The organism is Synechococcus sp. A15-24 (genome assembly GCF_014280195.1).
GTDB lineage: Bacteria > Cyanobacteriota > Cyanobacteriia > PCC-6307 > Cyanobiaceae > Parasynechococcus.
In genome coordinates this window covers 500405-524738 of record NZ_CP047960.1, presented here as the reverse complement: position 1 = coordinate 524738, position 24334 = coordinate 500405, and the positions used below count along the sequence as shown (strand labels likewise).

The window sequence follows — 24334 nt, the reverse complement described above, 5'->3', positions numbered from 1 at the left end:
CAGCACGCCCTGCTGCGTTACGGCTTCAAAATTTAAATGCGTCAGCTTCCTGGCAGAGCTTACGGACGCTTTATCCCAGCCCAGAAGCTCATTCAGATCTCTCCCATCGTCAATGAACTGGGCATCACCTGGCAGGTGCTGCTGCATGAAGCCGTTCATGCCGCCCAGAGTTGTCCGAAGGGCAAGCTCACACTGCTCGGGATTAAAAGGAAAGCGGATCCTGCTGTGGAGAGCCGCATTCGATACCTACTGAGCCATCACTACCTCCAGGAGCACATGGCGCTTGAAAAGGAGGCCTTTCTGATTCAGGGGCAAGATGATGCCTAAGCCCTGGTCATCAAGGCACTGAAAGAGCGATGTCAGCGGCCGTTGAAGTGAAGAATCACCCACACCAGCGGGCTGACGCCGATCAGCGCCGCCACGGCCAGCAGGGCCACGTTGGAGAACATCGCGAGGTCGCCAATAGCCCCCCCTCCTAGCAGCATCGCTACGCTCGGCTTTTGCGACGCGCCGGGTCATGCGCTTCTCTCTCTCCACCACCGGTCTTCAAGACTGGAACGGTGATGTGCTGGTGGTGGGACTGCTGCAGGATCAGCCCGCCACCGATCTCGAAGCGCGCTTCCCCGGCCTGGGGGCCGCCCTCTCGCAGCAGCAGTTCAAGGGCAAGCCATCGGAGCAGCTGCTGATCAACCGTCTCGGCAAAGACGGCCCTCAACGGCTGGTGGTGCTGGGTCTGGGGCTTGCCAATGCCTTCAACCTCGATGGGGTGCGCAGCGCCGCCGCCAGGGCCGCCAAGGCCGCCAGCGGTCACACCGGCAGCCTGGGGCTGCAGCTCAGCTGGGATGGACTGGAACCCGCCGCCGCCGCGGCGGCGGCGGCTGAAGCTGCGCGCCTGGCTCTCTACGCCGACCAGCGCTTCCGCACGGCACCGGAACCACGGCGTCACCCGGAGGCCCTGGAGTTGATCGGGCTGCCCGCCACGGCCGCCGCCGGCCTCGAGGCCGTGGGTGCCACCTGCGCCGGTGTGGAGCTGGCCCGTGAGCTGGTGGCCGCTCCTCCCAATGTGGTGACACCCGCTGCCCTGGCGGAGACCGCCGCCGAGCTCTCCCGCAACCACGGCCTGGAGCTCACCGTTCTGGAACGGGCCGAGTGTGAAGCCCGCGGAATGGGAGCGTTTCTCTGCGTCAGCCAGGGCTCCGATCTAGACCCCAAACTGATTCACCTGATTTACCGCCCCGACGGCGAAGTGAAGCGTCGGGTGGCACTGGTGGGCAAAGGCCTCACCTTCGATTCCGGCGGCTACAACCTCAAGGTGGGGGCCGCCCAGATCGACATGATGAAGTTCGACATGGGCGGCAGCGCAGCGGTGCTAGGGGCCATGCGCTCCATCGCCGAACGCAAGCCGGCAGGGGTGGAGGTGCACATGATCGTGGCCTCCTGCGAAAACATGATCAACGGCTCCGCCGTGCATCCCGGTGACATCGTCACCGCCGCCGACGGCACCACGATTGAAATCAACAACACCGATGCCGAAGGCCGGCTGACCCTGGCGGATGCCCTGCTCTACGCCTGTGAGCAGAAGCCCGACGCCGTCGTTGACCTGGCCACCCTCACCGGCGCCTGCGTCATCGCCCTCGGCGATGAGATGGCAGGCCTGTGGAGCAACAACGATGGCCTGGCCACCGCCCTTCAGCAGGCGGCGGATGCCGGTGGTGAAGGGCTCTGGCGGATGCCATTGCGCGCCTCCTACAAGGAGGGCCTGAAATCCAAGCTGGCCGATTTCAAGAACACCGGCCCCAGGCCGGGTGGCTCGATCACAGCAGCACTGTTCCTCGAGCACTTCGTTGGCGACGGCATCGCCTGGGCCCACATCGACATCGCCGGCACCGTCTGGAGTGACAAGGGCCGTGGTCTGGACCCCGCCGGTGCCACCGGTTACGGCGTTCGCACCCTGGCTAATTGGGTGTGCAACCCGGCATGAGACCCACATCACCCTGGCGCTGGTACCTGAAGGCCCAGGCCGGGGTCCTGCTGCTGCCGGTGGGTCTTTGCCTGTTCGGCGAAGCGGTGAGCCGCCGGGTGGTTCAGCTGATGGGCGGCCAGGCCGGCGAGTGGTTCTGGACCGGCACCTTCAGTCTGATCTGCATCAATGCCGGCATCGGACTCATGATTGACAGCGGTCTGACCAAAGGTTTTCCCGGTCGCGGCCCCCGGGCCTGATCAGGACGCTGCGACGGCGTGGAATCGGGTGGAGCCATGCCGCTCCGGTGTTTCCAGGGCGTGGATCTGCCAGCGGGCCCGCTCAGAGCACGTCTCCAGCACCCGATCAAGATCATCCGAAGCATGCTTCGGGGATGGATAAGGTCCGATATGACGGGTTCCAAGACCATCCCTAATGGTCAGCAAATACATACATCTCCCTCCATCAGCACCATGATCGTAAGCATGTCCTCAATGGTGGTCGATGGGCGGGAAGCCGTCTGTTCACTGAGAACTGGGTGAATTAAGCCATCTTCGCCGCTTAATCTTTTCCATAGGTTGACTATTGATTTCTTAAGGGTTTTGACTGGTTTCTGATGCGTCTGACCATTCATCACCTCTGCGCGCTGATGCACCCCACACCGCATCCAGGCGACGGTCACGGCCACAACTGAAGCGGTAGAAGTTGTATTTGAGCTCATTCAGCTCGGCGTAGTTCTGGTGGTAGTCCTCCGCCCGCCAGAAGCGCGCTGCATCCCGCAGCTCCACCTTCAGTGACGAGCGGGGCAGACCCAGCTCACGGGCAGCGGCCTGGGCACTCGCTTCCACTTCACGGGCCTGGGCCGCATCGGCTGTGAAAATCACCGGCCGGTAGGAGTCACCGCGGTCGCAGAACTGGCCGTCCCCATCGAGGGGGTCCACATTGCGCCAGTAGCTGCGCAGCAACGTGCCGTAGCTGATTTCGGCCGGATCGAACCGCACCTCAACCACCTCCTGATGGCCAGTGGTTTCAGCGCTCACCTGACGGTAGGTGGGGCTGTCCACATGGCCGCCGCTGTAACCGCTGGTGGCCTCCACCACCCCTGGAAGATCCTCGAGATCGTGCTCAAGACACCAGAAGCAACCACCGGCGAACACCGCCGTCTCTGTGTCGGCCATCACGGCTGACGGGAATCCCAGCAACCCTATCAGCAAGGCCAGCAGCAGTCGTCTCATCGCTGCACCTCATCGAGAATGGACTTGGCTGCTCGCTCCGTCACACCCGGCTCCCCCAGCGTTGATCGGAGTTGACCGTAGCCATCCAGCATCCGCTGCCGTTCCAGTTTCGGCTCCAGCAACGGCAGGGCCAGCTCCACCAGAGCCTCGGCGGTCAGTTCGTCCTGCAGCAACTCCGGCACCAGGCGCTGCTTCAGCAGCAGATTCACCGGTGAGATGTGGTCCACCTGAAAACGCAGCAGGTGCTTGGCCACAAACGCTGTTAAACCACTGACGCGATACCCCACCACTTGGGGCACCCCCTGCAGGGCCAGCTCAAGATTCACCGTGCCCGACTTGCCCAGGGCCAGATCCGCCGCGGCACACAGGGATTTCTTCATGCCATCCGCCTCTGCCGCCGGAATCACCCGCGCGTTCACCACACCTGCTGAGGCCAGAGCCTCGGTGAGGGGCTGTTCAAACCGCTCCAGACCAGCTGGCACCAGCACCTGCAGCCCCGGCTTACGACGCTGCAGGATCGCCGCCGCTGCCGCCAATGGAGGCATCAGGTACCGCAGCTCCTGGGGGCGAGAAGCCGGCAGCAGCAAAAGCACCGGAGCAGTTGGGTCCAACCCCAACTGCTGGCGTGATTCCTCGCGGCCGGGAAGGTCCTGAAAGCTGTCCAGCAAGGGATGGCCCACCAAGGTGACGGTGGCTCCGCGTTGGGCATAGAACTCGGCCTCCGCCGGAAAAATGGCCAGGATGCGGTCGGTGAAATCCAGCAGCCGCGTGGTGCTGCCATCACCGAATCGCCAGGCCCATTCCTGGGGCGCGATGTAGTACGTGATCGGCAGGGTTGGATGCTTGCGGCGCAGCTTGCCGCCCAGCCGCACATTGGCGCCGACGTAATCGATCAGCACCACGCCATCGAGCGGCCGCTGCTCCAGCAGCCGGTCCACCTGGACCTGCAGCCGCAACGTCGGCAGGATCAGCGGCACGGCCTCCCACAGTCCGATCGCCCCCATCGGGGCGGTATCCGCCAGGAGCTCAGCGCCAGCTGCCTCCATCCGGTTCCCCCCCAGGGCCAGGAGTTCCAACGGCAACTGGCGACGCTCGGCTTCCGCACGCAGCGCACGAATCAACAGGCTGCCCTGCAGATCGCCGGACACCTCACCGGTGCTGATCAGCAGCCGCACCATTAGCGACTGCTCAACGCCGGCATCGGTCCACGACGCCCATCAGCGATCGAGTCCGCCAGGAAACGGCAAAGGTGAGCTGCCGCCGGCAGAAGCTCCTGCTGCTGGGCCTGTTTGACCCCCTCAGCGATCACCAGATCGGAGCGATACAACAGGGTCCAGATTTCCTGCAGCTGCTTGAGTTCACGGCCCTCATGCCGACTGCCAAGACCACTGCGCCGCAAGCCAACCCGGTTCAGTCCCCGCACCCGTCCCGGATGACCTTCCACCAGGCAGTAAGGGGGCACATCACGATCCACCCGGGTCATCCCACCCACCATGGCCATGCCACCGACGTGAACGAACTGATGGATGCCGAGGCAGCCGCCGATCACTGCCCGGTCTTCGATGATCACGTGGCCGGCCACCTGGATGGCATTGGACATCACGATCCCGCTCCCCAGCTCGCAGTTGTGACCGAGGTGGCAGTACGCCATCAGCAGGTTGCCGTTGCCGATCCGCGTCACCTCCCCTTCATCGGTGGCGCGGTTGATCGTCACGCACTCTCTGATGGTGTTGCCATCGCCTATCACCACCTCCGTCGGCGCACCCCGGTACTTGAGGTCCTGGGGTTCCTGACCCAGGCATGCACCAGCAAACACCTTGTTGTCGCGACCAAGGGTGAGTCGCCCCTCCAGCACCGCATGGGGGCCGATCCAGCTGTTCTCGCCAATCAACACCTCAGGCCCCACAACGGCGCCTGGACCGATCACCACCCCCGCAGCCAGCTGCGCCTTGGGGTCCACCACCGCCTGGGGATGGATCTGAACGGGCGACTGCTCCACCGTCATGGTTCTCAGTCCACCAGGGAGAACATCAGCTCGCCGGAACAGACCAGCTCGCCCTCCACTTTGGCTTCCGCCTTCACCTTGCCGAAGCGTTTGCGCTTGAGGCTGAGCAGTTCGCAGTGGATCACCAGCTGATCTCCAGGAACCACGGGGCGGCGGAAGCGTACCCCGTCAATCCCGGCAAAGACGAACAGACCCTTCGGCAGATCGGGCATCTGGGTCACGATCAACCCACCGACCTGAGCCATCGCCTCAACAATCAGCACCCCCGGCATCAACGGGCGTCCAGGGAAGTGGCCTTGAAACTGCGGCTCATTCACGGTCACGTTCTTGATCGCGGTCGCCGACACCCCAGGCTCATGAGCGATCACCCGGTCCACCAGAGCAAACGGATAGCGGTGGGGCAGCAGTCCAGCGATCTGTTCACTGTTCAGCACCACGGAGGACTGAACGGCGTCCGAGGCGGGGGAATCAGTCACAGGGCAGCGGCGAGATCGGTGTGGAGCCCATGGGAGCCCCGGTACACAAGGACCTGGGCCTGGGGGAAGCCCACAAGCGCCAGATCACCGATGAGGTCCAGCAGCTTATGGCGCACCGGTTCGTCGGCAAAGCGCAGCGGCGGGTTCAGCCAGTGATCACCGTCGCAGACCAGGGCATTGTCCAGGGCTCCCCCCTGGATCAGGCCGGCGGCCCGCAGCTGCTCCACCTGGTCACGGAAACCAAAGGTGCGGGCCGGTGCAATCTCGTCAATGAAGCGTTGGGGGGTCAGTTCCAGCGCCAACTGTTGACGGCCGATGGCCGCCTGGGGGAAATCGATGATGCCCACCAGGCTGAACCGATCCGAGGGTGTGGCGGTGATCACGCTGCTGCCGCGGTGCCGCACCAGGGGCTGCTCCAACTGCGGGGCCGGCGGCCGCTCACTGGCGGCGGGCTTCAGACCGACCTCCGCAATGGCCTCCACCCAGCCGAGAGCAGAACCATCCAGCAGCGGAATTTCACCGCCCTGAACAGCGATCTCGCAATGGGACAAACCACAGCCTGCCAGGGCCGCCAGCAGATGCTCCACGGTGGCCACGCGGTGAGCCCCCAGGTCCAGCGTTGTGCAGAGCTGACTGTCCCGCACCTGATTGGGGCCGAGACGAACGGCTTCAGCTTCAGCGCCGACGCGCAGATGAAACCCCGGCTTGTCGCAGGGACGCAAGCACACGGTCGACTCACCGCCGCTGTGCAGCCCAACGCCACGCCGCTCCACCTTTGCGGCGAGGGTCCAGGCGCCTGAATAGTCCTGCGGCCAGTTGGTCACTAGAACTTCCAGCCCACTCCCAGGTTGAAGCGCCAGTCAGAGGTGAAGTCCTTGCTCGCCACCTCCAGGCGCAGGGGTCCAACGGGGGTACCAACGATCACACCCGTTCCCACAGACACACCGGAACCATCCTTGTCGAGCAAAAGACCCGGCTTGCCAGGCACATTTTTCTGGGTATTGAAATCGGTGCCGGCGTCGACGAACAGCTCACCGGAGAACACGCTGATGATCGGGAAGCGGTACTCAAGAGTGACTTCACCGAAGGTGCGCGCAACGGCCAGATCGCAGTCGTACCAACCGCGGATCGAGTTGGAGCCACCTATGCAGAAGGCTTCGTAGGGGGGCAGATCACCGATGATCGTGCCGGCCTTCACTTGGAGACCGATGGCCTGCGGGCAATCTGCGACCTCTCCTGCATCAGGCCGGCAACCCTTGTGCAGTTTCAGCCAGTTCACGGGGAAGAACTGGGTGTAGCTGCCCCGAAGACGATTGAAGGTGGGGGAATCCTCGTTCACACCGATGAACTGCTCGGTGCTGGCGGTAAAGAAGTTGCCGCTGGTGGGATTACGGGGGTTGTTGAAATTGTTGTAGGTCGTGGCGAAGCGCAGGCCAGTCAGCATGTTGCTGTCAGCGCAGTTGTAGGACACGCAGATGATGTCCTTGTTCTTCACTCGACCGTCCTTGAAGTTGTTGGTGGACACGCCGTAAACACGGCTGTCAGCCGCGAAGTTGATCGGCCTCACTTCGCTGATTGAAAGACCAGCCAGCACCCGCCAGGGGGTGTCCTTGAACGGATCACCACCATTGAGGGGCCGCGTGAACGCAATGCTGCTCCCGGTCTTGCGCAGGGCAAAGGAATCACCCTCGTAATCAAACCAGCTGCGGTTGGGGTACTCCTTTTCAGCTTTGTTGACGGAACCGGGCACCTTCTCGTAATCCGAGAATTTGTACTTGCGGCCCACGTCGTAGGCGTACTTGTTGCCGTTGTCTTCGTAGCCGTCAATGGTGCGGATGTTGCCGCTGTCTTCGCTCTGGAACACCTGCGGCACCTGCTGACTGAGGAACAGGGAGCCGCGGAACGAGGTGCGATGTTTGTCGCCCTTTATCCAGGGATCGGTGAAGTTCAGGTTGGCCAGGCCGCCGTATTGGCCATAGGTAACGTTGACACCGATGTTCCAGGCGCGACCGAAGAAATTGCTGTCCTGCAGCTGCACCTGACCGAACACACCCTGGCTTTGGCTGTAGCCGAGACCGCCGGACAGCTGGCCCGTGGACTGCTCCACAATCCCCAGCACGATCACCACATCACCGGGCTGCTCAGGCACAGGCTTGAGGGTCACCTTCACATCACTGAACAACTGAGTGCCATAGAGGCGCTTGATGTCCTTTTCGAGCTTGTTGCGGTTGAACGTGTCACCGGGCTGAACGGAGATTTCACGGGTGACCACCCATTCCTTGGTTTTGCCGCGAATCGGATCACCGTTCTCGTCAGTTGAGGTTCCCTCGCTATTGAGGAACTCCACTTCAACTCTGGCGACGCTCCCCTGGATCAGCTTCAGGGTCAAAACCCCTTCAGGACTGACCCGCTCGGGACCTGAGATACGTGCAAGCGAGTAACCCTGCCCGGCGTACCAGGCCTGCAGATCCTTCATCCGCTTCTGCAGATCGTTGAGGTTCAGCGTGCGGCCGTAATCGGGGCTGAAGATCTCATCAACCACTGCCTCAGGCAGCTCTTCTGAAACGGGGTCAAGCTCGACCCTGGACAGGGTGGGGAAGGTCTCAACCTGCACAACCACCTGCACCCCGAGAGGACCGTTGACCGGGTTGATCCGGACGTCGGAAAACCAGCCGGTGGCCTGGATGGCATTGAGGTCCCGCTGCAGCTCCTCACGGGTGACTCGACTGCCAGGCCGCACCTGCATCGCCCCGTAGGCCGCCACCTGCAGCCGTCCCTCCTCTGGGTGTCCGCCGATCCCTTCGATCAACACTTCCGAAATCAGCACCCGCGGGACCTCGGCCTCCAGGGAATCAAGCTGTGCGACCTCGACCTGCTCCACCTCAGCGACTGGCGTGTCCTGCGCCAGCACCGATGCTGCAGTGAGTGGCAAGCCCAAGGCCAGACCCAGGAGCCCCTGACCAACGGCAACCGAGGAACGGCGAGTGCTGCGTCGGGTCATCGAGGCGGTTTCAGGGCCGAAGCCACAAAATGTCCGCTGACCTTACAGGCAGTTGCGGGGGTTCGGGCAGGCGGTGTGGACCCGTTTGAGGACCTCCCCGTAGGCCTCCATAACACCACCGAGATCTTTGCGGAAGCGGTCCTTGTCCAGAATCCGATCATTGGCATCACTGCTGCGCTGATCCCAGAAGCGGCAGGTGTCAGGGCTGATCTCATCAGCCAGCAGCAACTCGCCCGCCCTGTTGAGCCCGAGTTCAAGCTTGAAATCCACCAACTGCAGCTCAAGGCCGTCGAAAAATGGCTCCAGCACGCCGTTGATTCGCCGCGCCAGTTGTTCAATCGCTGACAGTTGGGCGTCATCCACCAGCCCCAGCAACCGCACCCGGGCTTCCGTCAACAACGGATCACCGAGGTCATCATCCTTGTAAAAGAGATCAAGCAGGGCTGGATTGATAGGAGTTCCTTCCGCAATCGGCGTCTGACGGCACAGCGATCCGGTCGCGATGTTGCGCAGCACCACCTCCAGCGGAATCACCTCCACCCGCTGCACCAGCATCCAGGTGTCGCCCGCCAACCCCAGGTAGTGGCTTTGAACACCCTGCCCCTCCAGCAGCTCAAACAACCGAGCCGAGATCTGGCAGTTCAACCGTCCTTTATCCGCCAGCTGGGCCTTCTTCTGGGCATTGAACGCCGTCGCGTCGTTTTTGTACTCCACCAGCACCTGATCCGGGTGGTCTGTGGCGTAGATGCGCTTCGCCTTGCCCTCGTACAGCAGCTCGCCGTGGTCGGGACTCATGGGGACGGTGCGTCAGGGGAATCTCCTACCGCAGCATGGCCGCCGGGCTGCCGCGGCGATCGCAGCCCCAGATCCAGCTCATCACCCCCCTCCAGCCGCCAGAGGCTGTAACGGTCATCGAGCTGGGCAGCCAGCCGTTGCAACCGTTGCCTTGGCCGAGCGCCATCACCACCGGCCGCCATCTGCAGGCGCAACTGCAGCTCCAGCAGCTCCACGGCCAGCCCCCAGGCCTGATCCGCCGCCGCCTGATCCAGCGTCTGTTCCAGCAACTGATCAGCCGCTGCAGCATCAGCACTCGCCAGCCAATCAGCAGCCTGGGCGAGCCGCTGGGTATTCAGGGCCAGCAGCAGCACCGCAGCGGCCTCCTGCTGTCGACCCAGGGCCGCCTCATGCTCAGCCAGTTGATCCAACCCCAGTCGACCATCCCCAAGCTCCAGGCTCGCCAGGGCGATCAGATCACCGTTCACCAGCCGCCGCAACGCCAAAGCCGCTTCGCGGTGATCCAGCCCCGCCGCTGCGGCCTGCCAGCGCAGGCGAAGCCAGCGACGGCGCTCCTCGCCCACAGCTGGACTGATCCGATTGAGCACCCGCGCCGCACTGTCCGGTGAACCGCAGGTGAGCAACGCGGTGGCATTCGCCATCACCAGCTCAAATGAGTCAGGAGCGGGATGCAGCACCAACAAGCGATCCCGGATTTGCTGCTGACGCCCGCCGGTGGCGCCGATCAGCGGGTCGGTGCAACCCAGCTCCAGCTGCTGCAGATCCGACTCCAGCAACCATTGTTGAAACCGCTCCTCCGCCATGGGCTGAGGCTCGCTGAGCGGTATCGCCGCCGCCAGCAGCGACAGCAGCATGGGCAGGGGCTGAATCCCCATGGCGAGCTGCGTTTTACAACGGAGAATCTACGAGGCCCCTCCGCTCCGGTTTGCCCCCATGGCCATCTCGTCCACCCGTCCCCACGCCCTGCCCGACCTGCAGCGGGTGCTCGTCGTTGGTGGTGGCGGCCGCGAACACGCCCTGAGCTGGGCCCTGCAGCGCCATGACGCCATTGAGACGGTCTGGATCACCCCGGGCAATGCCGGCAGTAACCAGCAGGCCCTCTCCATCGCGGAGACCGACAGTGCCGCCCTGATCGCCCACTGCCAAACGCATTCTGTTGATTTGGTCGTGGTGGGTCCGGAAGCCCCTCTGGCTGCTGGGGTGGCCGATGCCCTGCGGCAGGCCGGCATCGCCGTGTTCGGTCCAGGGGCCGAGGGGGCGCAACTGGAGGCCAGCAAGGCCTGGGCCAAGCAGCTGATGCAGGAGGCCGGGGTGCCCACCGCCGGCCATTGGGCGGTGACCAGCGAAGCCGATGCCCTGGCGGTGCTGGCCGAGGTGGGCCGGCCGCTGGTGGTGAAGGCCGATGGCCTGGCGGCGGGCAAGGGGGTCACCGTCGCCGACACGATCGAGCAGGCGGAGGCGGCGATCCGGGACGCCTTCGCCGGCCGCTTCGGCAGCGCCGGCTCCCATCTGGTGCTGGAGGAGCGGCTGCAGGGCCCGGAGGTGTCGGTGTTCGCTCTCTGCGATGGGGAGCGGATGGTGCTGTTGCCACCGGCCCAGGACCACAAGCGATTGCTGGAGGGAGACCAGGGCCCTAACACCGGCGGCATGGGGGCCTACGCCCCCGCACCACTGCTGGATGGCGAAGGCCTTGAGCAGGTTCGCCGTCTGGTGCTGGAGCCAACGCTGCAGGCGCTCAAGGCCCGCGGCATTGATTACCGCGGCGTCATCTACGCCGGCCTGATGCTCACCGACGCCGGACCCCAGGTGATCGAATTCAATTGCCGCTTCGGGGATCCGGAATGCCAGACCCTGATGCCCCTGCTGGGACCGGAGCTGGCGCAGGTGCTGCAGGCCTGTGCCTTGGGACGGCTCGACCTGGCCCCAGCGCTCTCGATCGATGCACTCTGCAGCGCCTGTGTGGTGGCGGCAGCCTCCGGCTACCCCGACTCCCCCCGCAAGGGCGATGCCATCCAGCTGGGCTTCAGCAGCGAGACCAACCGCCAGCTGTTCCACGCCGGCACCCGGCGCAGTGCCGACGGTGAGCTGATCACCTCCGGGGGGCGTGTGCTGGCGGTTGTCGCCCAGGGAGACAACTTTGACCAGGCCTTCGCTGGTGCCTACAACGGGCTCCAGCAGGTGCAATTCGATGGAATCACGTACCGTCGCGATATCGGCCATCAGGTGCGCTCCAGCGGATGACAACCCCCGCGACCGCTGACTGGGCCCTACCGCAACCCGGTGGGCCAGAGCCTGGATCCGACGGGATCTGGCGTCGCATCGTCGCGTGGTGGGCTGAATTCAGCCTGCAGACCAAACTGCTGGCCGTCGCCACCCTCGTGGTGAGCCTGGTGATGACCGGCATCACCTTCCTGGCCCTGAACGGCATCCAGCGCGATGCCGTGATGAACGACACCCGCTATGCCCGCGACCTGGGCCTGTTGCTGGCCGGCAACGTCACCGAACTGGTGGCCCAGGAACAGGACCGCGAACTGGCCAACGTGGCCGAAAAGTTCTGGCGGTCCAGCCGCAGTGTTCGCTACATCTTCTTCGCCGATCCCGATGGCGTTGTCTACCTCGGCATCCCGATCAGCGGGGCCTCCGCCGGTGGTGACGGTGATCTACGCCTGAATCGGCGACTGGAGCTGCCGGACGAACTGCGCCGCCGCCCGCAGAATCCCCTGGTGCGGCAGCACCTCACCCCCCAGGGCCGGGTAACCGACGTTTTCGTCCCCCTGATTCGCAACGGGCGTTACTACGGCGTGCTCGGTCTGGGGGTGAACCCCAACGAAACCGCTCTCGCCAGTGCCGCTCTCACCCGGGAGGTGACCGTGGCAGTGTTCATCTCGATCTGGGTGCTGGTGATCCTGGGGGCTGTGTTCAACGCTCTCACCATCACCCGTCCGGTGAAGGAACTGCTGCGAGGCGTTCGTTCGATTTCCCTCGGCAACTTCCAGGCCCGCATCGACCTGCCCGTTGGCGGTGAGCTGGGGGAATTGCTGACCGGCTTCAACGCCATGGCCTCCCAGCTCGAGGCCTACGACGAAGCCAACATTGAGGAGTTGACCGCAGCCCAGGTGAAGCAGCAGTCGCTGATCGCCACCATGGCCGACGGCGCCATTCTTCTCGATGAACAGGGCCGGATCGTGCTGGTCAACCCCACCGCTCGGCGTCTGTTTCGCTGGGAAGGGCGCAAGCTTGAAGGGCAGGAGCTGGTGGCTGAATTGCCGGACCTGCTGGCGATCGAACTCCAGGCCCCACTCGATCTTCTGCTGATCAGCGGCGCTGACAGTGAGGACCTGCGCTGCAGCGTCGGTGAACCGAGCCGAACCCTGCGCATCGTGATGCAGGCCGTGCGCGATGCCAGCGGCGAATCGCTCAAGGGCATAGCCGTCACCGTGCAGGATCTCACCAGGGAAGTGGAACTGAATGCAGCTCAGAGTCGTTTCATCAGCAACGTCTCCCATGAACTGCGCACACCGCTGTTCAACATCAAGAGCTACGTCGAAACGCTGCATGATCTCGGTGATCAGCTCAGCCCCGAAGAGCATAAGGAATTTCTCGGCGTCGCCAACGACGAAACCGATCGCCTTACCCGTCTTGTCAACGACGTGCTCGACCTCTCACGCCTGGAGTCCGGTCGCGCCGTTCAGTTCGAAGCAATGAATCTTCTCCCCGCCATGGAGCAGACCCTGCGCACCTACCGCCTCAACGCCGACGACAAGCAGGTGAAGCTGGAGCTGGATGCACCGGAGGATCTGCCGGAAGTGCTGGGCAACTGGGATCTACTGCTGCAGGTGCTCGACAACCTCGTGGGCAATGCCCTGAAGTTCAGCCGTTCCGGCGGAACCCTTGCTCTGCGGGCTTATCCCTGGCCCGACACCTGCCCAATGGGATCTCCCAAAGATGAGCAGGCGGGGCCCAGCTGTGCGCTCAGTTCACCGCTGCCGCGGCTGCGGGTGGAAGTCGCGGATACCGGATGCGGCATCAGCGCCGCTGACCAGGAGCGGATCTTCGACCGCTTTTTCCGTGTGGAGAATGCCGTCCATACGGAAGTGGGAACCGGCCTGGGCCTGTCAATTGTGCGTGGAATTCTCGAGAAACATGGCACCAGGGTGTCGATGGCCAGTGAACCGGAGGTGGGAACAACCTTCTGGTTTGATCTGCCCTTGGGTCAGGCGGATGTGGATGAACTGAAGCTGCAGGCCGAACGTCGCTCCACCGCTGAACAGTTGGCTTAGTCCTCGCTGGAGACGCCGCGGGCGATACGGGACAACTCGCTGCGTTCGTCGGTGGAAACCCGATGGGGAACGCCGGAGATGATCCGCTCGAAGTTGGAGAAGGAATCCTTGATCTGCGGGCCGTTGCTGGTGATCACAAATTCGCGGATGCCCTTGTCGTGCCAGGAGCCGCGCATCTTGAACACATTCAGCGCCCGGGCCATCTCACCGCGAATCTCCACGTACTGCAGCATCAGGATCGTGTCGGTGATGGTGGAGATGTGGGAGTCCGTGATCGAGTGGCTACCCATGAACTCCTCAGAGGTGTTCGTGAAGAAGCCGGCGATCTCCTCCTGTTTGGCGTAACCGGTCACGCCGATCACGAACTGCCGGAAGGCGTTGTGACTGACACCCCGAGCCAAGGCCGAGAGGGAGTCGATGGCCATCCGGGATGGCTTGAACTGACCGATCTCCGTTTTGATGATCTGCAGATGATCCTCCAGCCCGGTCGATTCGGGGTAAGCGCAGATGATCTTGAGCAAACCGTCCTGCTCCATCTGCTCGAAGTCGATGCCCCAGCTGGTGCCGTTGCGCAGCAGCTGAGCGCGGGACTCTTCGTAGGCAAACAGAATTGCCCGCTCCTTGTTGCGGCAGGCGTCTTCGATGAACTTCGAAACCAGCAGGGTCTTGCCGGTACCGGTGGCACCGGTGGCCAGGATGATCGAATCCTTGAAGAACCCACCACCGCACATCCCGTCCAGCCGCGGCACACCGGAACTGACCCGCACGTTCGAAGAGCGCTGGGTCAAACGCATTGCACCCAGAGGGAAGATGCTGATGCCATGGGTGCCCATGGTGAAGGGGAATTCCCCCTTCATGTGGGTGGTGCCCCGCAATTTAAGGATCTCCACCGTGCGGCGACGGCGCTCACCCTCCAACACGTTGCGCAGGATCACCACGTTGTCGGAAACGAACTCCTCAACGCCGTAGCGGGCAATCGGTCCGTACTCGTCGATGCGTTCCGTCGTCATCACCGTGGTGACGCCGATCTCCTTCAGCCGAGCGATGAGGCGGAAGATCTCCCGGCGCACCACGAACACCGCGTCGTACTGCTGGAACACCGCCGTGATCGAGTCGATCGCAACCCGCTTGGCCTTGTACTTGCGGATTGCGTAGTTGATCCGCTCGATCAGACCGGAAAGATCAAAACTACCGGCCACATCCTGACCATCGGGATCAGGGGACGCATCGAGGATGAACAGCTTGTCCTGCTCCACCATCTCCTGCAGGTTCCAACCGAAGCTGGCGGCATTGCGCAGGATGTCGAGCGGTGATTCCTCAAAGGTGACGAAGATCCCCGGCTCATCGAAATGCTTGATGCCGTTATGGAGGAAATGCAAGGAGAACACAGTCTTACCGGTGCCGGAGGTTCCGCTGATCAGGGTGCTGCGACCGATCGGCAAGCCGCCCTGACAGACATCATCAAAGCCCTCGATGCCGGTGGGGAGCTTCTGCACCTGCATCTGAGTCGAGCCGCTGGCTGGGGGAAACTGCATGGCGCTACACCTATGAATGGACCGTAGGAAGGTCTGTCTGGGAGAGGAGAGTGATCACCATCTGGCTTAAGAATCCGTTGGCGAATCCGGCGTCGACGTGTCGTTCTGCTCATCGACAGCATCCAGGTAGCCGGAACTGAAGGCGTTGTCGGCCAATTCGTCGTACAGCAGATCGAGGCCGATCAGCACCCGCTCACGATCCGACAGATCACCGATGATGCGGCGCACCGGCGGCGGAAGGATCTTGGAAAGGGTGGGAGTAGCAAGGATCTTGTCTTCCTCAGCAAGCTGGGGATTTTTGAGAACGTCAATCACCTTCAGGGCGTAAACGCCGCGGAACTCGGTTTCAAGGATGTTGCGCAGCGTTTTGAGGGCACGCATCGAATTCGGCGTGTTTCCGGCGACGTAGAGCTTGAGGATGTAGGTCTTGCGTGGGCTCATGACGACACCTCTGGGGCATCCGGCAGATCAGCCTCCCGTCGGTGTCGACCAGAGGCCAAACCGGAAAGCGGAATGTCCGGCGGGATGGAGCGCCGGTACATCTCACACAAATGGGCCATCACATCGAGAAGCGCAAGGCGGTAATCCTGAAGAAATTCGCTCTTGTGCCCTTCAAGCCGCAGCTGCTTCCAGAACTCATCGATCTGATCGACGTGGATGTCGACGGTTCTGGTGATCGGCAGATCACTGAAAAAGGCGGTGTTGACAAAACTCTCCAGCGCCTGGTTAGACGCGGCAGGGTCGCTGAAATAACTGATCAGCAGATCGCGGTAGGTGCGCTGCAGCGACTCCAGCAACTCGCGCCGTTCCTCGGTGGGAAGGCTGCCGAGAAAGCGAGATGGATCCCGCTTGTAGAAGACCCCGAGGTACCCGAGCCGTTCCTGCAAACGGCGGGACAACTTGTCGACAGACGCCAATCCATCGTCGTCCGATCGACCATCGGCACGTCCCTGGCGCAGAAAGCGTGAGATGGAGGCATCAACTGTGTAGCCCAGCTGCGCCAGCTGATCGTCGGCGAGATGCAGCTCCTCGGCGTGGTAGTCCACATGGCCCTTCATCTCACCCACCACAACGGCGGGGAACAACAGCCCTCGGCTGAGCAGCTGCTCGCGACTGCTGGCATCCAGCAGATGCTGCTCCACCACCACCGCGTCGATCTCCTCCTGCTGAGCCTCGAGGGTGCTGACCAGATCCAGCTGCTCCTGCCCCTGATGAGGTCCGCTTAGGACGATGGAGTGGTAACGCGTGTCCGGCAACCACTGCTGACAGGCATCCACCAGATTCGGTGTGGTGAGCAGCAAGGCAATCGTGAGGCCCGGCCTGGCCATCCGGCGGTCAGCAATTCAATGTTCCTGAATGTTGACGACAGGGCCCTCGATGATTGAGGATCTTTGTTTGTCTTTCGATTGCGGTTCAGGCTGAATCGGTTTCGACCGAGCCTGACCGTGTCTCTTTTCCATGGCTGACACCAAAACCGCCACTCCCGCCACCGACGCGGAAGAAGCGACCGCCAAAACGCCTGCTGCAGCGCCTTCTTCTGAGGCATACGCCATCGTCGAAGCCTCCGGCACACAGATGTGGGTCCAGGCCAACCGTTATTACGACGTTGATCGGCTTCACGCTGAAGTCGACGAGACCATCAAGCTCGAAAACGTTCTGCTGGTGAAGGATTCCAAGGGAACTACCCTTGGACAGCCCTTTGTCAAAGACGCCACGGTGGCCCTCAAGGTGATGGCCCATCGCCGGGGTACCAAGGTGATCGTGTACAAAATGCGCCCGAAAAAGAAGACGCGGCGCAAGAATGGCCACAGACAGGAACTCACCCGAGTGATGGTTGAATCCATCACCGTGGGCGGCAAGGCCATCAGCTGACCCTCCCGGTTCTCCCGCACCGCCCTCCATCCCTTTTCCACCCCATGGCACATAAGAAAGGCACAGGCTCCACGCGTAACGGTCGCGATTCCAACGCCAAGCGCCTCGGCGTTAAGGCCTATGGCGGCGAAACCGTCACCGCCGGCTCAATTCTGATCCGTCAGCGCGGCACCTCGGTTCTGCCCGGTATCAATGTGGGCATCGGCAAGGACGACACCCTGTTTGCCCTCACCGCTGGCGTGGTGAAGTTCGAAACAATCCGCCGCGGTCTGCGCAACCGCAAACGGATCAACATCACCGCCTGAGCGCCCGCCGCGTCACCAACGTCAATCCGAGCAACGTGAGCCCCAGCACCACCAGGTCGCTGGTGCTTTTGCTGTGAATCAGCTCGATCACCTCCAGCGGCAGAGGCACCACCAACAAAGCCACCAGCAACCAATCCCCCCAGCGCCGATCCGTCCACGCGGCCCAAGCCGCCAGGTAAATCAACACTGAATAAACCGCTGCGACGCCGGCCAACCCCTCAGGGCATCGGGCCCCATCGCCAGCGCCCTACGGGCCAGGCCTTCAAGCAACCGACGATCCGAGTCAGCCCACACATCCGCCAACACCTCCAGGCCGGCCATGTCCTGACTGCCCACAGCCGCCGCCACGCTCAGCACCAACAGCAGCGAGGCGACCACTACTTTCTTGATCACGATCAGGCGGATCAGCAGACCTTGCATCGTCAGATCGGCCGATACAGGCGTGCTGTGATCAACAACGGGTGAAACACCTCAAGGAAGCGTCCCTGGAGGGTGTTGAAGAACTGATCCACAAGCTGCGGATCATCGAAATGGAAGGGATATTCGCCGTCGTGGCCCTTGAAGAAATACCAATTCAGCAACGCCGTGGCATCGGACGCCATGCGCTGATGAAACGCCAGCAGCTGTGCGGAAGGGTCGGGCAGATGTTCCAGCACATCAAGGCAAACCACCGTGTCGAAACGCACCGCACCAGTGGACTCCAGATCCCGATGCACCGAGAGCTTGTCGGACAAGCCCAGAGCGGTCGCCCGTTGCTCGACAAAAGTCTGGTTGTGAGGGTTCAGATCGACGAACCAGACGTGATCCACCTGGGGTAGTGCCGCCGCCGAGAGGGCGTGGGTGCCGATGCCGCCACCAAAGTCCAGCACCTGGCCCCGGGCGGTCATCCCCTGCAGCCGCAGGGTGTCGGCAATGTAATCAGCACTGCTGAGATGCCAGGCCGCCAGCTCCAGCAGATGGCCCGTGCCCACCGTGTCCTCGTAGAAGGTCGTGGCGTCCTCCGGTCGGAAGGCACCCGGGTGCAGATCCGCCAGATCGTCCGTGCTGCTGGGCAAACGCTGCTCCACCTGCTCGAGCGACAGCTCCAGATATCGGCTGAGGTGCTGCTTCACAGCCAGGCCGTCCTCCATGAACGAGGACACATCCACCTCACGGCTGCTGCGGAGCTGGGGCATGGAGTCAATGGACCGTTGGGATGCAACAGTCTGGGGTCACGACGACCACCCTCCCTTGGACGGTCCCTTCGGCTTCGTGGTGATCGACAAACCCGCCGGCCTCACCTCCCACAACTGCGTCAGCCGTCTGCGGCGCTGCTACGGCCTCAAACGGGTGGGCCATGGCGGCACCCTGGACCCTGCGGTGACGGGGGTTCTGCCGATCGCCCTCGGCCCCGCCACGAGGTTGCTGCCATACCTCCCCGGGGACAAGACCTACCGGGGGGTGATCCAGCTCGGCAGCGTCACCAGCAGCGACGACCTGGAGGGGGAGCTGCTGCGCCAGGCCCCCTGGCCCGATCTCCAGCCCGAGGAGCTGGAGGTCGCCCTTGCCCCGTTCCGTGGCCCGATCCAGCAACGCCCTCCCCAGGTATCGGCCGTTCATGTGGACGGCGAACGGGCCCACGCCCGCGCCCGGAGAGGGGAGCAGATGGACCTGCCGCCGCGGCCGGTGACCATCCATCGCCTGCAGTTGTTGCACTGGGACCCCAACCAGGGACAGCTGACCCTGGAAGTGCACTGCTCTGCCGGTACCTACATCCGCTCCCTCGCACGGGATCTCGGCGAGCAACTGGGCTGCGGAGGCTGCCTGGCTCAGCTGCGCCGCACCCAGGCCCTCGGCTTCCTGGAATCCCAGGCCCAGGCCCTGCCGGAGGCGGACGTCACACCACCGCCCCCCCTGTCACCGCTGCTGGCCCTGGAGCACCTGCCCCGCCGGCAGCTCACCGACAGCGAGGAGGCCGACTGGCGCTGCGGGCGGCGACTGAGCCTGGAGCCAGGCCCCGGCGGCGCTGTGGTGGTCTGCAACGCCGACGGCAGCATGGCGGGCATCGGCCTGCGCCAGGAGGACGATCAACTGCAACCCAAGGTGGTGTTTGATGCCAGCGGCTAGGTCCGTACGTCACCATCGGTGCAGGGTGCGCAGGAGCGATGGCCGGCCACAGCAAATGGTCACAGATCAAACGCACCAAGGCCGTCGTTGACGCCAAACGGGGTGCAGTTTTCACCCGCCTCGGCCGCGAGATCATGGTGGCGGCACGGGATGGGGCGGACCCATCTGGAAACTTTCAGCTGCGCACAGCGATCAGCAAGGCCAAAGCCGCCGGGGTTCCTGCGGGCAACATCGAGCGTGCCATCGCCAAAGGCTCCGGCCAGGGGGGCGACGGCAGCCAGCTGGAGGAGGTGCGTTACGAGGGCTATGGCCCTGCCGGCATGGCCGTGCTAGTGGAAGCCCTCACGGACAACCGCAATCGCACAGCGGCCGATCTGCGACTGGCCTTCAGCAAGAACGGCGGCAACCTCGGTGAAAGTGGCTGCGTCGCTTACCTGTTCACGCACCGCAGCGAGGTGAGCATCCAGGCCACGGCTGCCGATGAGGATCGGTTGCTGGAAAGCCTGCTGGGCCTCGACGCCGACGGCTACGAGCTGCTCGAGGACGGCACCGCAACGGTGCATGGACCCTTCACCACCCTGGAGGCCCTGCAGGACGGTCTGCGTCAGCAGGGCTGGACCGTGCGGGAGTGGGGTCACAGCTGGTCAGCCCTGACCAGCGTTGAGATCAGCGAGATCGACACCGCCCGTCAGTGCCTCAAGTTGCTGGATGCCCTCGATGGACTGGACGACGTGCGCAGCGTCAACGCCAACCTGAACTTTGATCAAGATCTGGACTTGCAAGCTTCATAGAGCGCAAGCAACCGCAACACGCTGTGTGGAAATCCGGATCAAATCTGTTGTGTTCGGGAGCACACAACACCAGCAGCTAGGCCGGAAACATCCCTTCCGGAGACTCGATCCATGTCGATGAAGCAGCTGGAAACGTTCATGTCCCGTGTGCAGAGCAACGACAACATCCGTGATGAGGTGCAACGCTGCGGCAAGGACAACTCCTGTGTGGTGAAAGTGGCTGCCCGCCACGGCCATAAGTTCTCCCCCGCCAGCCTCAGCCGCTGGCAGAAGGACAACGGCTGACCGCTTCAGCGGAATTCCTGCCATACAGCCCGCAGGTCCTCCGGCTCCAGGGACAGCAGTTGCAGTTTCATCCGCTTGAGCTCAGCCTTCAGGCGTTGCTCATTGCGGCAGGGCAGCAGCGTTTCGATCCGGTCGAGAACGTCGAGGTACTGGGCGAAGGTGGACAGGTGCATCAGGCGCGTCAGCGGTTGTCTGCACTGTCCGGTTTTCGCCGCAAGATCACATCCCCCGATCGGGGGATGTCGTGTTGTCGTCGTCCTTCTGGCGGATCATCCGGGCCAGCATCTGCAGCTTGGCGTTTTCGGATTCGGAGGCACGGCTGGCCATCCAGGCACTGGCGGCCTTCTGCTGCGCGAGTTGCTGCACCAACCCCAGCGCCGCCTCCCGCAGCTGCTCAATGTCTTGGCAGTCCTGAATGAAGCGCGTCCAGCGCTCCGCTTCAAAGCTCTGCTCGAAGCGGCGTTCCACGGGATCGATGCTCATCGAAGCGACGCTTTCAGGTGTTCAAACTAGGGAGAGGGACAGGGCGTCCGCATCGGCCCAGAGGTTCACCCGGGGGTGCTCCAGCAACCAGCTGGCCGGCAATGCCGGATCGGGCTGATCCATGGCCAGCAGTCGGCCAAGGATCGGCGCTTTTTCACGCCCGGTGACCACCAGGTGGATCTGCTCAGCCGCCAGGATCTCCTTGAGCCCCAGGGTGATGGCCCGGACGGGCACCGCCTCGGGATCACCACCGAACAGGCCAGCGTTCTGGCGTCGCGTCGCATCCGAGAGCTCCACCACCCGGCAGGCCTGCTCCCGACCGCAGGGGGGTTCGTTGAAACCCACATGGCCATTGCTGCCCAGCCCCAGCAGCTGAACCCCGATGCCGCCCAAGTCGTTCAGCGCGGCTTGAAACGCCAGGGCAGCAGCATCGGCATCTGCGGCTTGTCCATCGGGTAGCTCCAGGGCCCCCTCCGGAAGAGACAGGGGGCGTCCGAGCTGGGCGTTCATGAAGCTCCGGTAACTGCGCGGATCACCGGCTGGCAGCCCCAGGTATTCATCCAGATTGAAGCTGCACCAGCTCCGCCGCAGGGCTGTGAGATCGCCTGGGGGCCAGCCCAGCAGGCGCTCCACCAACGCGGCATACAGCGGCTCCATCGTGCGTCCGGTGGCCAACCCCAGAGGCCGACGGGCCGCCGCACCCTCCAGGTTCAGGCGCAGAGCCTGCTCCAGCTGGTCCACCAGCCTTGAGCACAGTTCCACAGCCGAGCGCGGCAGATCCGGATTGATGAAGAAGGAGGGCAACAGCGGCGCTGAATCAACTCCTCCAAGCTGGCGCCGATGGCCAGGCCTGCGCCACCGCTGGATCGTGATGGGGTTGATACGGCATCACATCAGCCCCCCGGTAGTAATGGCCCAGGATCGTGCGGAAATCAGCGCCCTGGCGGGCCAGGCCGTTGGCCCCCCACTGACTCATCCCCACGCCGTGGCCATGGCCCTGGCCCGTCACCAGCAGTTGCATCCCTGGCACCACTGTCCGGCGCTGCCGGCCATGCCCCCCCAGCAGCGATGGGCGAGGACTCGCCACCGCTGCCGTGAGCTGGGCCAGGCGGGAGCGACCGCGGACCGGCGTCGCCTGGAGGGGCGCAGCCGGTTCCGGGGGTGCCGTGGCCTGAACCATCGCAAAGCTCACCAAGGTGCTCTTGAGACCCAGACGGCGCCGGAGATCCGCGCCGCTGAGCAGCAACGAACCCCGCGGCCCCTTCAGCCGCGCCTGCCGCACCCGTCCACTGGCACTGCGGCTCAGCACATCGACCGCATCCACACCACCGGTTTCCGGCAACCGTTGGCGGAGACCCTCCAGATCGAACCGCTCCTGCCAGCGATGCATCGGACTGTGCTGGTCGTGGTCTGGCACACTTACTAGGTAAGGGAGCTGGTTGCGCCAGACCATGCCGCTGGCCTCCGTGACGCCACCGGAACTGCTGTGAAACACAGCATTGATCAACTTGCCCCCATGCACCAGCACCAGGGAGCGGGTGCTGCCGACCGCCTTGCGTGTGCTCGGGGTTTCGGACTCAACCCCGAGGTACACCTGGCTGGCAACAGTGGCTTTTAAATCCCAGCCCCCCCCGCGGCTGCGTTGCTGCAGGGCATAGGTGCGCGCGGCTACAGCCTGGGCCTGGAGGGCAGCCAGCGGCCATTGATGGGGCATCTCACTGCCCACCACACTCATCAGGTACGTCTCGATGCCGAGGGCGTTGACGGCCCTGAGCTGACCGCCGCGGCCGCTGAGGCGCAACTCGCCCCGGTAACGGCGCTGCCCCAGCCAGATGCCCCGGGGATCGTTGGAACTCACCCGAAGCAGGCTGCTGGCCGGGAGTCGTTGCTGCTCGCCATCCAGCTCCGCCACCAGCGCCCCGCCGCGCAAACGCAGCACCAGCCGCCGCAACGATCGGCTCCCCCCCGGCAGACCACGCACCTGAAACAACTGCTCGCCATCAGCTCGCAGGGCCAGGCGCGAACCTTCCTGCACCAGCACGCGCATCTGCGGCTCTCGCCCGAGGGGAACAGCAGCTGGCGGAGCGACAGCGCTGACGACGGCACAGCCCATCAGGGCGACGATCGGAGCGAAACGCACACAACACCAGAACCCGACCCAGTGTGACCTGCCTGTCCAGGGCCAGCCAGATGGCAGCATGGCGCTTGAGGATCAGCGGCCGTGCAGGTCACCTTTCTCGGTACCAGTTCCGGAGTGCCCACGCGAGCGCGCAACGTCTCAGCGGTGGCGCTGCGTCTGCCCCAGCGCTCGGAGATGTGGCTGTTCGACTGTGGCGAGGGCACCCAGCATCAATTTCTGCGCAGCGAGCTGCGCCTGTCGCAGCTGCGGCGGATCTTTGTCACCCACATGCATGGTGATCACGTCTTCGGGCTGCCGGGATTGCTGGCCAGCCTGGGATTATCGGGCTCCTGCCAGGACGGTGTGGATCTCTACGGTCCTGACCCGCTCGAGTCGTTTCTGAAGGGTGCGCTGAACACCAGCTCCACCCGCATCGGCTATCCACTTCAGGTGCACCGCTCACGGCCGGCGGCTGAGCAGGGAACGCTGCTGTTCGAAGACGACGAGCTCACCGTGCGCTGCACCCCCCTGACCCACCGGGTGCCCGCTTATGCCTACCGGGTGGACCAGAAGCCCCTGGCGGGTCGGTTCGACATCGACAAAGCCCGCTCCCTCGGCATTCCGCCAGGGCCGGTGTATGCCCAACTGAAGCGGGGGGAGAGCGTCACGCTGGAGGACGGCCGCGTGATCGACGGCACCACGCTCTGCGGGCCCGAGCGACCGGGGGTGAGCGTGATGATCTGCACGGATACGGTCTTCTGCGATGCCGCCGTTGAGCTGGCCCGAGGCGTGGATCTGCTCATCCATGAATCGACCTTTGCCCACGCTGAAGCGGAGATGGCCTTCCAGAAACAGCACTCCACCAGCACCATGGCAGCCCAGACCGCGGCTGAAGCCGGGGTGGGACAGCTGGCGATCACCCATCTCAGTCCCCGTTATGTGCCGGGCAACCCGGTCAGCCCCGACGACCTGTTGAAGGAAGCGCAGGCGATCTTCCCCAACACGGTCCTGGCCAAGGACTTCCTCAGCCTGGATGTGAAACCCTGCTGCAACAGTTCGTGATTCCGCCACAGACGGCCAACTTGC

General features: G+C 63.6%; 31 protein-coding genes. 11 read left to right on the top strand and 20 right to left on the bottom strand.

Annotated features, from left to right (window positions below; all coding sequences use genetic code 11):
- The first annotated feature begins 36 nt into the window (after positions 1-36).
- Positions 37-327 carry a hypothetical protein gene (locus tag SynA1524_RS02740; protein ID WP_186498844.1) on the top strand — a complete coding sequence of 97 codons (291 nt, stop codon included), beginning with the start codon at positions 37-39 and terminating at the stop codon, positions 325-327.
- A gap of 32 nt (positions 328-359) precedes the next feature.
- On the opposite strand, the gene SynA1524_RS12950 is transcribed toward SynA1524_RS02740, so the two are convergent.
- The gene (locus SynA1524_RS12950; RefSeq protein WP_286188644.1) at positions 360-485 is read right to left on the bottom strand and encodes a hypothetical protein; all 126 of its coding nucleotides are present in this window, start codon (positions 483-485) and stop codon (positions 360-362) included.
- Between the two features lie 32 nt (positions 486-517).
- Between SynA1524_RS12950 and SynA1524_RS02735 the strand changes: the two genes are divergently transcribed.
- Together SynA1524_RS02735 and SynA1524_RS02730 are read left to right on the top strand one after the other, a co-directional pair.
- The gene (locus tag SynA1524_RS02735; protein WP_186498843.1) at positions 518-1981 is read left to right on the top strand and encodes a leucyl aminopeptidase; all 1464 of its coding nucleotides are present in this window, start codon (positions 518-520) and stop codon (positions 1979-1981) included.
- A complete protein-coding gene (locus tag SynA1524_RS02730) occupies positions 1978-2220 on the top strand; it encodes a hypothetical protein (protein WP_186498842.1) in 243 nt (80 codons plus the stop codon). Before SynA1524_RS02735 ends, SynA1524_RS02730 begins: the two co-directional genes overlap by 4 nt.
- On the opposite strand, the gene SynA1524_RS02725 is transcribed toward SynA1524_RS02730, so the two are convergent.
- The 9 genes from SynA1524_RS02725 to SynA1524_RS02685 all read right to left on the bottom strand — a co-directional run bounded on the left by SynA1524_RS02725 (position 2221) and on the right by SynA1524_RS02685 (position 10347).
- Positions 2221-2412 (bottom strand): hypothetical protein, encoded by a 192-nt coding sequence (locus SynA1524_RS02725; protein ID WP_186498841.1) that lies wholly within the window; start codon positions 2410-2412, stop codon positions 2221-2223. It lies immediately after the preceding gene.
- A 141-nt stretch (positions 2413-2553) separates the two neighbouring features.
- Positions 2554-3195, bottom strand: coding sequence for a peptide-methionine (S)-S-oxide reductase MsrA (gene msrA / locus SynA1524_RS02720; protein WP_186498840.1), 642 nt, complete (start codon positions 3193-3195; stop codon positions 2554-2556).
- Positions 3192-4373: a lipid-A-disaccharide synthase gene (gene lpxB / locus SynA1524_RS02715; protein ID WP_186498839.1), complete on the bottom strand. Its 1182-nt coding sequence runs from the start codon at positions 4371-4373 to the stop codon at positions 3192-3194. The genes msrA and lpxB overlap by 4 nt, the downstream gene beginning before the upstream one ends.
- A complete protein-coding gene (gene lpxA, locus SynA1524_RS02710; protein ID WP_186498838.1) occupies positions 4373-5200 on the bottom strand; it encodes an acyl-ACP--UDP-N-acetylglucosamine O-acyltransferase in 828 nt (275 codons plus the stop codon). Before lpxA ends, lpxB begins: the two co-directional genes overlap by 1 nt.
- Positions 5201-5205: 5 nt before the next feature.
- Positions 5206-5676, bottom strand: a complete 471-nt coding sequence (gene fabZ / locus SynA1524_RS02705) for a 3-hydroxyacyl-ACP dehydratase FabZ (RefSeq protein ID WP_286188643.1) — start codon at positions 5674-5676, stop codon at positions 5206-5208.
- Positions 5673-6500 (bottom strand): UDP-3-O-acyl-N-acetylglucosamine deacetylase, encoded by an 828-nt coding sequence (gene lpxC / locus SynA1524_RS02700; RefSeq protein ID WP_186498837.1) that lies wholly within the window; start codon positions 6498-6500, stop codon positions 5673-5675. The genes fabZ and lpxC overlap by 4 nt, the downstream gene beginning before the upstream one ends.
- Entirely contained in the window at positions 6500-8677 is a 2178-nt protein-coding gene (locus SynA1524_RS02695) for a BamA/TamA family outer membrane protein (RefSeq protein WP_186498836.1), read from the bottom strand. The genes lpxC and SynA1524_RS02695 overlap by 1 nt, the downstream gene beginning before the upstream one ends.
- A gap of 42 nt (positions 8678-8719) precedes the next feature.
- Positions 8720-9472, bottom strand: a complete 753-nt coding sequence (purC, locus tag SynA1524_RS02690) for a phosphoribosylaminoimidazolesuccinocarboxamide synthase (RefSeq protein ID WP_186498835.1) — start codon at positions 9470-9472, stop codon at positions 8720-8722.
- Complete coding sequence (locus SynA1524_RS02685; RefSeq protein ID WP_186498834.1) at positions 9469-10347, bottom strand: hypothetical protein; 879 nt, start codon at positions 10345-10347, stop codon at positions 9469-9471. Before SynA1524_RS02685 ends, purC begins: the two co-directional genes overlap by 4 nt.
- A 58-nt stretch (positions 10348-10405) precedes the next feature.
- Between SynA1524_RS02685 and purD the strand changes: the two genes are divergently transcribed.
- Together purD and SynA1524_RS02675 are read left to right on the top strand one after the other, a co-directional pair.
- Positions 10406-11713: a phosphoribosylamine--glycine ligase gene (gene purD, locus SynA1524_RS02680; protein WP_186498833.1), complete on the top strand. Its 1308-nt coding sequence runs from the start codon at positions 10406-10408 to the stop codon at positions 11711-11713.
- A complete protein-coding gene (locus SynA1524_RS02675; RefSeq protein ID WP_186498832.1) occupies positions 11710-13752 on the top strand; it encodes an ATP-binding protein in 2043 nt (680 codons plus the stop codon). Before purD ends, SynA1524_RS02675 begins: the two co-directional genes overlap by 4 nt.
- On the opposite strand, the gene kaiC is transcribed toward SynA1524_RS02675, so the two are convergent.
- The 3 genes from kaiC to SynA1524_RS02660 all read right to left on the bottom strand — a co-directional run bounded on the left by kaiC (position 13749) and on the right by SynA1524_RS02660 (position 16615).
- Complete coding sequence (kaiC, locus tag SynA1524_RS02670) at positions 13749-15287, bottom strand: circadian clock protein KaiC (RefSeq protein ID WP_186498831.1); 1539 nt, start codon at positions 15285-15287, stop codon at positions 13749-13751. The genes SynA1524_RS02675 and kaiC overlap by 4 nt on opposite strands.
- 66 nt (positions 15288-15353) lie before the next feature.
- Entirely contained in the window at positions 15354-15728 is a 375-nt protein-coding gene (kaiB, locus tag SynA1524_RS02665; protein ID WP_186498830.1) for a circadian clock protein KaiB, read from the bottom strand.
- The gene (locus tag SynA1524_RS02660; RefSeq protein WP_186498829.1) at positions 15725-16615 is read right to left on the bottom strand and encodes a circadian clock protein KaiA; all 891 of its coding nucleotides are present in this window, start codon (positions 16613-16615) and stop codon (positions 15725-15727) included. The genes kaiB and SynA1524_RS02660 overlap by 4 nt, the downstream gene beginning before the upstream one ends.
- A gap of 130 nt (positions 16616-16745) precedes the next feature.
- On the opposite strand from SynA1524_RS02660, the gene rplU reads away from it, so the two are divergent.
- Complete coding sequence (rplU, locus tag SynA1524_RS02655; protein WP_186498828.1) at positions 16746-17159, top strand: 50S ribosomal protein L21; 414 nt, start codon at positions 16746-16748, stop codon at positions 17157-17159.
- Between the two features lie 44 nt (positions 17160-17203).
- Positions 17204-17464, top strand: a complete 261-nt coding sequence (gene rpmA, locus SynA1524_RS02650; RefSeq protein ID WP_186498827.1) for a 50S ribosomal protein L27 — start codon at positions 17204-17206, stop codon at positions 17462-17464.
- Here the strand turns inward: rpmA and SynA1524_RS12945 are convergent.
- From SynA1524_RS12945 to SynA1524_RS02640, 3 genes are read right to left on the bottom strand one after another with little or no spacing between them, the layout of a single operon-like run.
- Positions 17454-17678, bottom strand: a complete 225-nt coding sequence (locus SynA1524_RS12945) for a DUF2127 domain-containing protein (protein WP_286188642.1) — start codon at positions 17676-17678, stop codon at positions 17454-17456. The genes rpmA and SynA1524_RS12945 overlap by 11 nt on opposite strands.
- Positions 17645-17884 (bottom strand): hypothetical protein, encoded by a 240-nt coding sequence (locus SynA1524_RS12940; protein WP_286188641.1) that lies wholly within the window; start codon positions 17882-17884, stop codon positions 17645-17647. Before SynA1524_RS12940 ends, SynA1524_RS12945 begins: the two co-directional genes overlap by 34 nt.
- 2 nt (positions 17885-17886) lie before the next feature.
- On the bottom strand, positions 17887-18639 hold the full coding sequence (locus SynA1524_RS02640) for a class I SAM-dependent methyltransferase (RefSeq protein ID WP_186498826.1): 753 nt from the start codon (positions 18637-18639) through the stop codon (positions 17887-17889).
- Positions 18640-18694: 55 nt separating this feature from the next.
- On the opposite strand from SynA1524_RS02640, the gene truB reads away from it, so the two are divergent.
- From truB to SynA1524_RS02625, 3 genes are all read left to right on the top strand, one after another.
- Positions 18695-19570, top strand: a complete 876-nt coding sequence (gene truB, locus SynA1524_RS02635) for a tRNA pseudouridine(55) synthase TruB (RefSeq protein WP_186499463.1) — start codon at positions 18695-18697, stop codon at positions 19568-19570.
- A gap of 38 nt (positions 19571-19608) precedes the next feature.
- Positions 19609-20361: a YebC/PmpR family DNA-binding transcriptional regulator gene (locus SynA1524_RS02630; RefSeq protein WP_186498825.1), complete on the top strand. Its 753-nt coding sequence runs from the start codon at positions 19609-19611 to the stop codon at positions 20359-20361.
- A gap of 111 nt (positions 20362-20472) precedes the next feature.
- Positions 20473-20646, top strand: a complete 174-nt coding sequence (locus SynA1524_RS02625) for a Nif11 family protein (RefSeq protein ID WP_186498824.1) — start codon at positions 20473-20475, stop codon at positions 20644-20646.
- 5 nt (positions 20647-20651) lie between these two features.
- Here SynA1524_RS02625 and SynA1524_RS02620 read toward each other — a convergent pair whose 3' ends face one another.
- From SynA1524_RS02620 to SynA1524_RS02605, 4 genes are read right to left on the bottom strand one after another with little or no spacing between them, the layout of a single operon-like run.
- Positions 20652-20819, bottom strand: coding sequence for a hypothetical protein (locus SynA1524_RS02620; RefSeq protein ID WP_186498823.1), 168 nt, complete (start codon positions 20817-20819; stop codon positions 20652-20654).
- 46 nt (positions 20820-20865) lie between these two features.
- Positions 20866-21129 (bottom strand): hypothetical protein, encoded by a 264-nt coding sequence (locus SynA1524_RS02615; RefSeq protein ID WP_186498822.1) that lies wholly within the window; start codon positions 21127-21129, stop codon positions 20866-20868.
- Between the two features lie 21 nt (positions 21130-21150).
- Positions 21151-21933, bottom strand: a complete 783-nt coding sequence (locus SynA1524_RS02610; protein WP_286188640.1) for a glucosamine-6-phosphate deaminase — start codon at positions 21931-21933, stop codon at positions 21151-21153.
- Positions 21934-21946: 13 nt separating this feature from the next.
- Positions 21947-23269, bottom strand: a complete 1323-nt coding sequence (locus tag SynA1524_RS02605) for a SpoIID/LytB domain-containing protein (protein ID WP_186498821.1) — start codon at positions 23267-23269, stop codon at positions 21947-21949.
- An 81-nt stretch (positions 23270-23350) separates the two neighbouring features.
- Between SynA1524_RS02605 and rnz the strand changes: the two genes are divergently transcribed.
- On the top strand, positions 23351-24310 hold the full coding sequence (gene rnz / locus SynA1524_RS02600; protein WP_186498820.1) for a ribonuclease Z: 960 nt from the start codon (positions 23351-23353) through the stop codon (positions 24308-24310).
- Positions 24311-24334: the final 24 nt, after the last annotated feature.

What these genes read in the sequence shown, in the direction of transcription:
- rplU (WP_186498828.1), top strand. Translation starts at nt 16,746, where the DNA reads ATGGCTGACACCAAAACCGCCACTCCCGCCACCGACGCGGAAGAAGCG.
- SynA1524_RS02660 (WP_186498829.1), bottom strand. Translation starts at nt 16,615, where the DNA reads ATGGCCAGGCCGGGCCTCACGATTGCCTTGCTGCTCACCACACCGAAT.
- SynA1524_RS12940 (WP_286188641.1), bottom strand. Translation starts at nt 17,884, where the DNA reads ATGCAAGGTCTGCTGATCCGCCTGATCGTGATCAAGAAAGTAGTGGTC.
- SynA1524_RS02675 (WP_186498832.1), top strand. Translation starts at nt 11,710, where the DNA reads ATGACAACCCCCGCGACCGCTGACTGGGCCCTACCGCAACCCGGTGGG.
- SynA1524_RS02640 (WP_186498826.1), bottom strand. Translation starts at nt 18,639, where the DNA reads ATGCCCCAGCTCCGCAGCAGCCGTGAGGTGGATGTGTCCTCGTTCATG.
- purC (WP_186498835.1), bottom strand. Translation starts at nt 9,472, where the DNA reads ATGAGTCCCGACCACGGCGAGCTGCTGTACGAGGGCAAGGCGAAGCGC.
- lpxA (WP_186498838.1), bottom strand. Translation starts at nt 5,200, where the DNA reads ATGACGGTGGAGCAGTCGCCCGTTCAGATCCATCCCCAGGCGGTGGTG.
- SynA1524_RS02725 (WP_186498841.1), bottom strand. Translation starts at nt 2,412, where the DNA reads ATGTATTTGCTGACCATTAGGGATGGTCTTGGAACCCGTCATATCGGA.
- msrA (WP_186498840.1), bottom strand. Translation starts at nt 3,195, where the DNA reads ATGAGACGACTGCTGCTGGCCTTGCTGATAGGGTTGCTGGGATTCCCG.
- rpmA (WP_186498827.1), top strand. Translation starts at nt 17,204, where the DNA reads ATGGCACATAAGAAAGGCACAGGCTCCACGCGTAACGGTCGCGATTCC.
- SynA1524_RS02620 (WP_186498823.1), bottom strand. Translation starts at nt 20,819, where the DNA reads ATGCACCTGTCCACCTTCGCCCAGTACCTCGACGTTCTCGACCGGATC.
- lpxB (WP_186498839.1), bottom strand. Translation starts at nt 4,373, where the DNA reads ATGGTGCGGCTGCTGATCAGCACCGGTGAGGTGTCCGGCGATCTGCAG.
- SynA1524_RS02630 (WP_186498825.1), top strand. Translation starts at nt 19,609, where the DNA reads ATGGCCGGCCACAGCAAATGGTCACAGATCAAACGCACCAAGGCCGTC.
- purD (WP_186498833.1), top strand. Translation starts at nt 10,406, where the DNA reads ATGGCCATCTCGTCCACCCGTCCCCACGCCCTGCCCGACCTGCAGCGG.
- SynA1524_RS02735 (WP_186498843.1), top strand. Translation starts at nt 518, where the DNA reads ATGCGCTTCTCTCTCTCCACCACCGGTCTTCAAGACTGGAACGGTGAT.
- kaiB (WP_186498830.1), bottom strand. Translation starts at nt 15,728, where the DNA reads ATGAGCCCACGCAAGACCTACATCCTCAAGCTCTACGTCGCCGGAAAC.
- SynA1524_RS02695 (WP_186498836.1), bottom strand. Translation starts at nt 8,677, where the DNA reads ATGACCCGACGCAGCACTCGCCGTTCCTCGGTTGCCGTTGGTCAGGGG.
- SynA1524_RS02685 (WP_186498834.1), bottom strand. Translation starts at nt 10,347, where the DNA reads ATGGGGATTCAGCCCCTGCCCATGCTGCTGTCGCTGCTGGCGGCGGCG.
- SynA1524_RS02615 (WP_186498822.1), bottom strand. Translation starts at nt 21,129, where the DNA reads ATGAGCATCGATCCCGTGGAACGCCGCTTCGAGCAGAGCTTTGAAGCG.
- SynA1524_RS12950 (WP_286188644.1), bottom strand. Translation starts at nt 485, where the DNA reads ATGCTGCTAGGAGGGGGGGCTATTGGCGACCTCGCGATGTTCTCCAAC.
- SynA1524_RS02740 (WP_186498844.1), top strand. Translation starts at nt 37, where the DNA reads ATGCGTCAGCTTCCTGGCAGAGCTTACGGACGCTTTATCCCAGCCCAG.
- kaiC (WP_186498831.1), bottom strand. Translation starts at nt 15,287, where the DNA reads ATGCAGTTTCCCCCAGCCAGCGGCTCGACTCAGATGCAGGTGCAGAAG.
- SynA1524_RS02625 (WP_186498824.1), top strand. Translation starts at nt 20,473, where the DNA reads ATGTCGATGAAGCAGCTGGAAACGTTCATGTCCCGTGTGCAGAGCAAC.
- SynA1524_RS02730 (WP_186498842.1), top strand. Translation starts at nt 1,978, where the DNA reads ATGAGACCCACATCACCCTGGCGCTGGTACCTGAAGGCCCAGGCCGGG.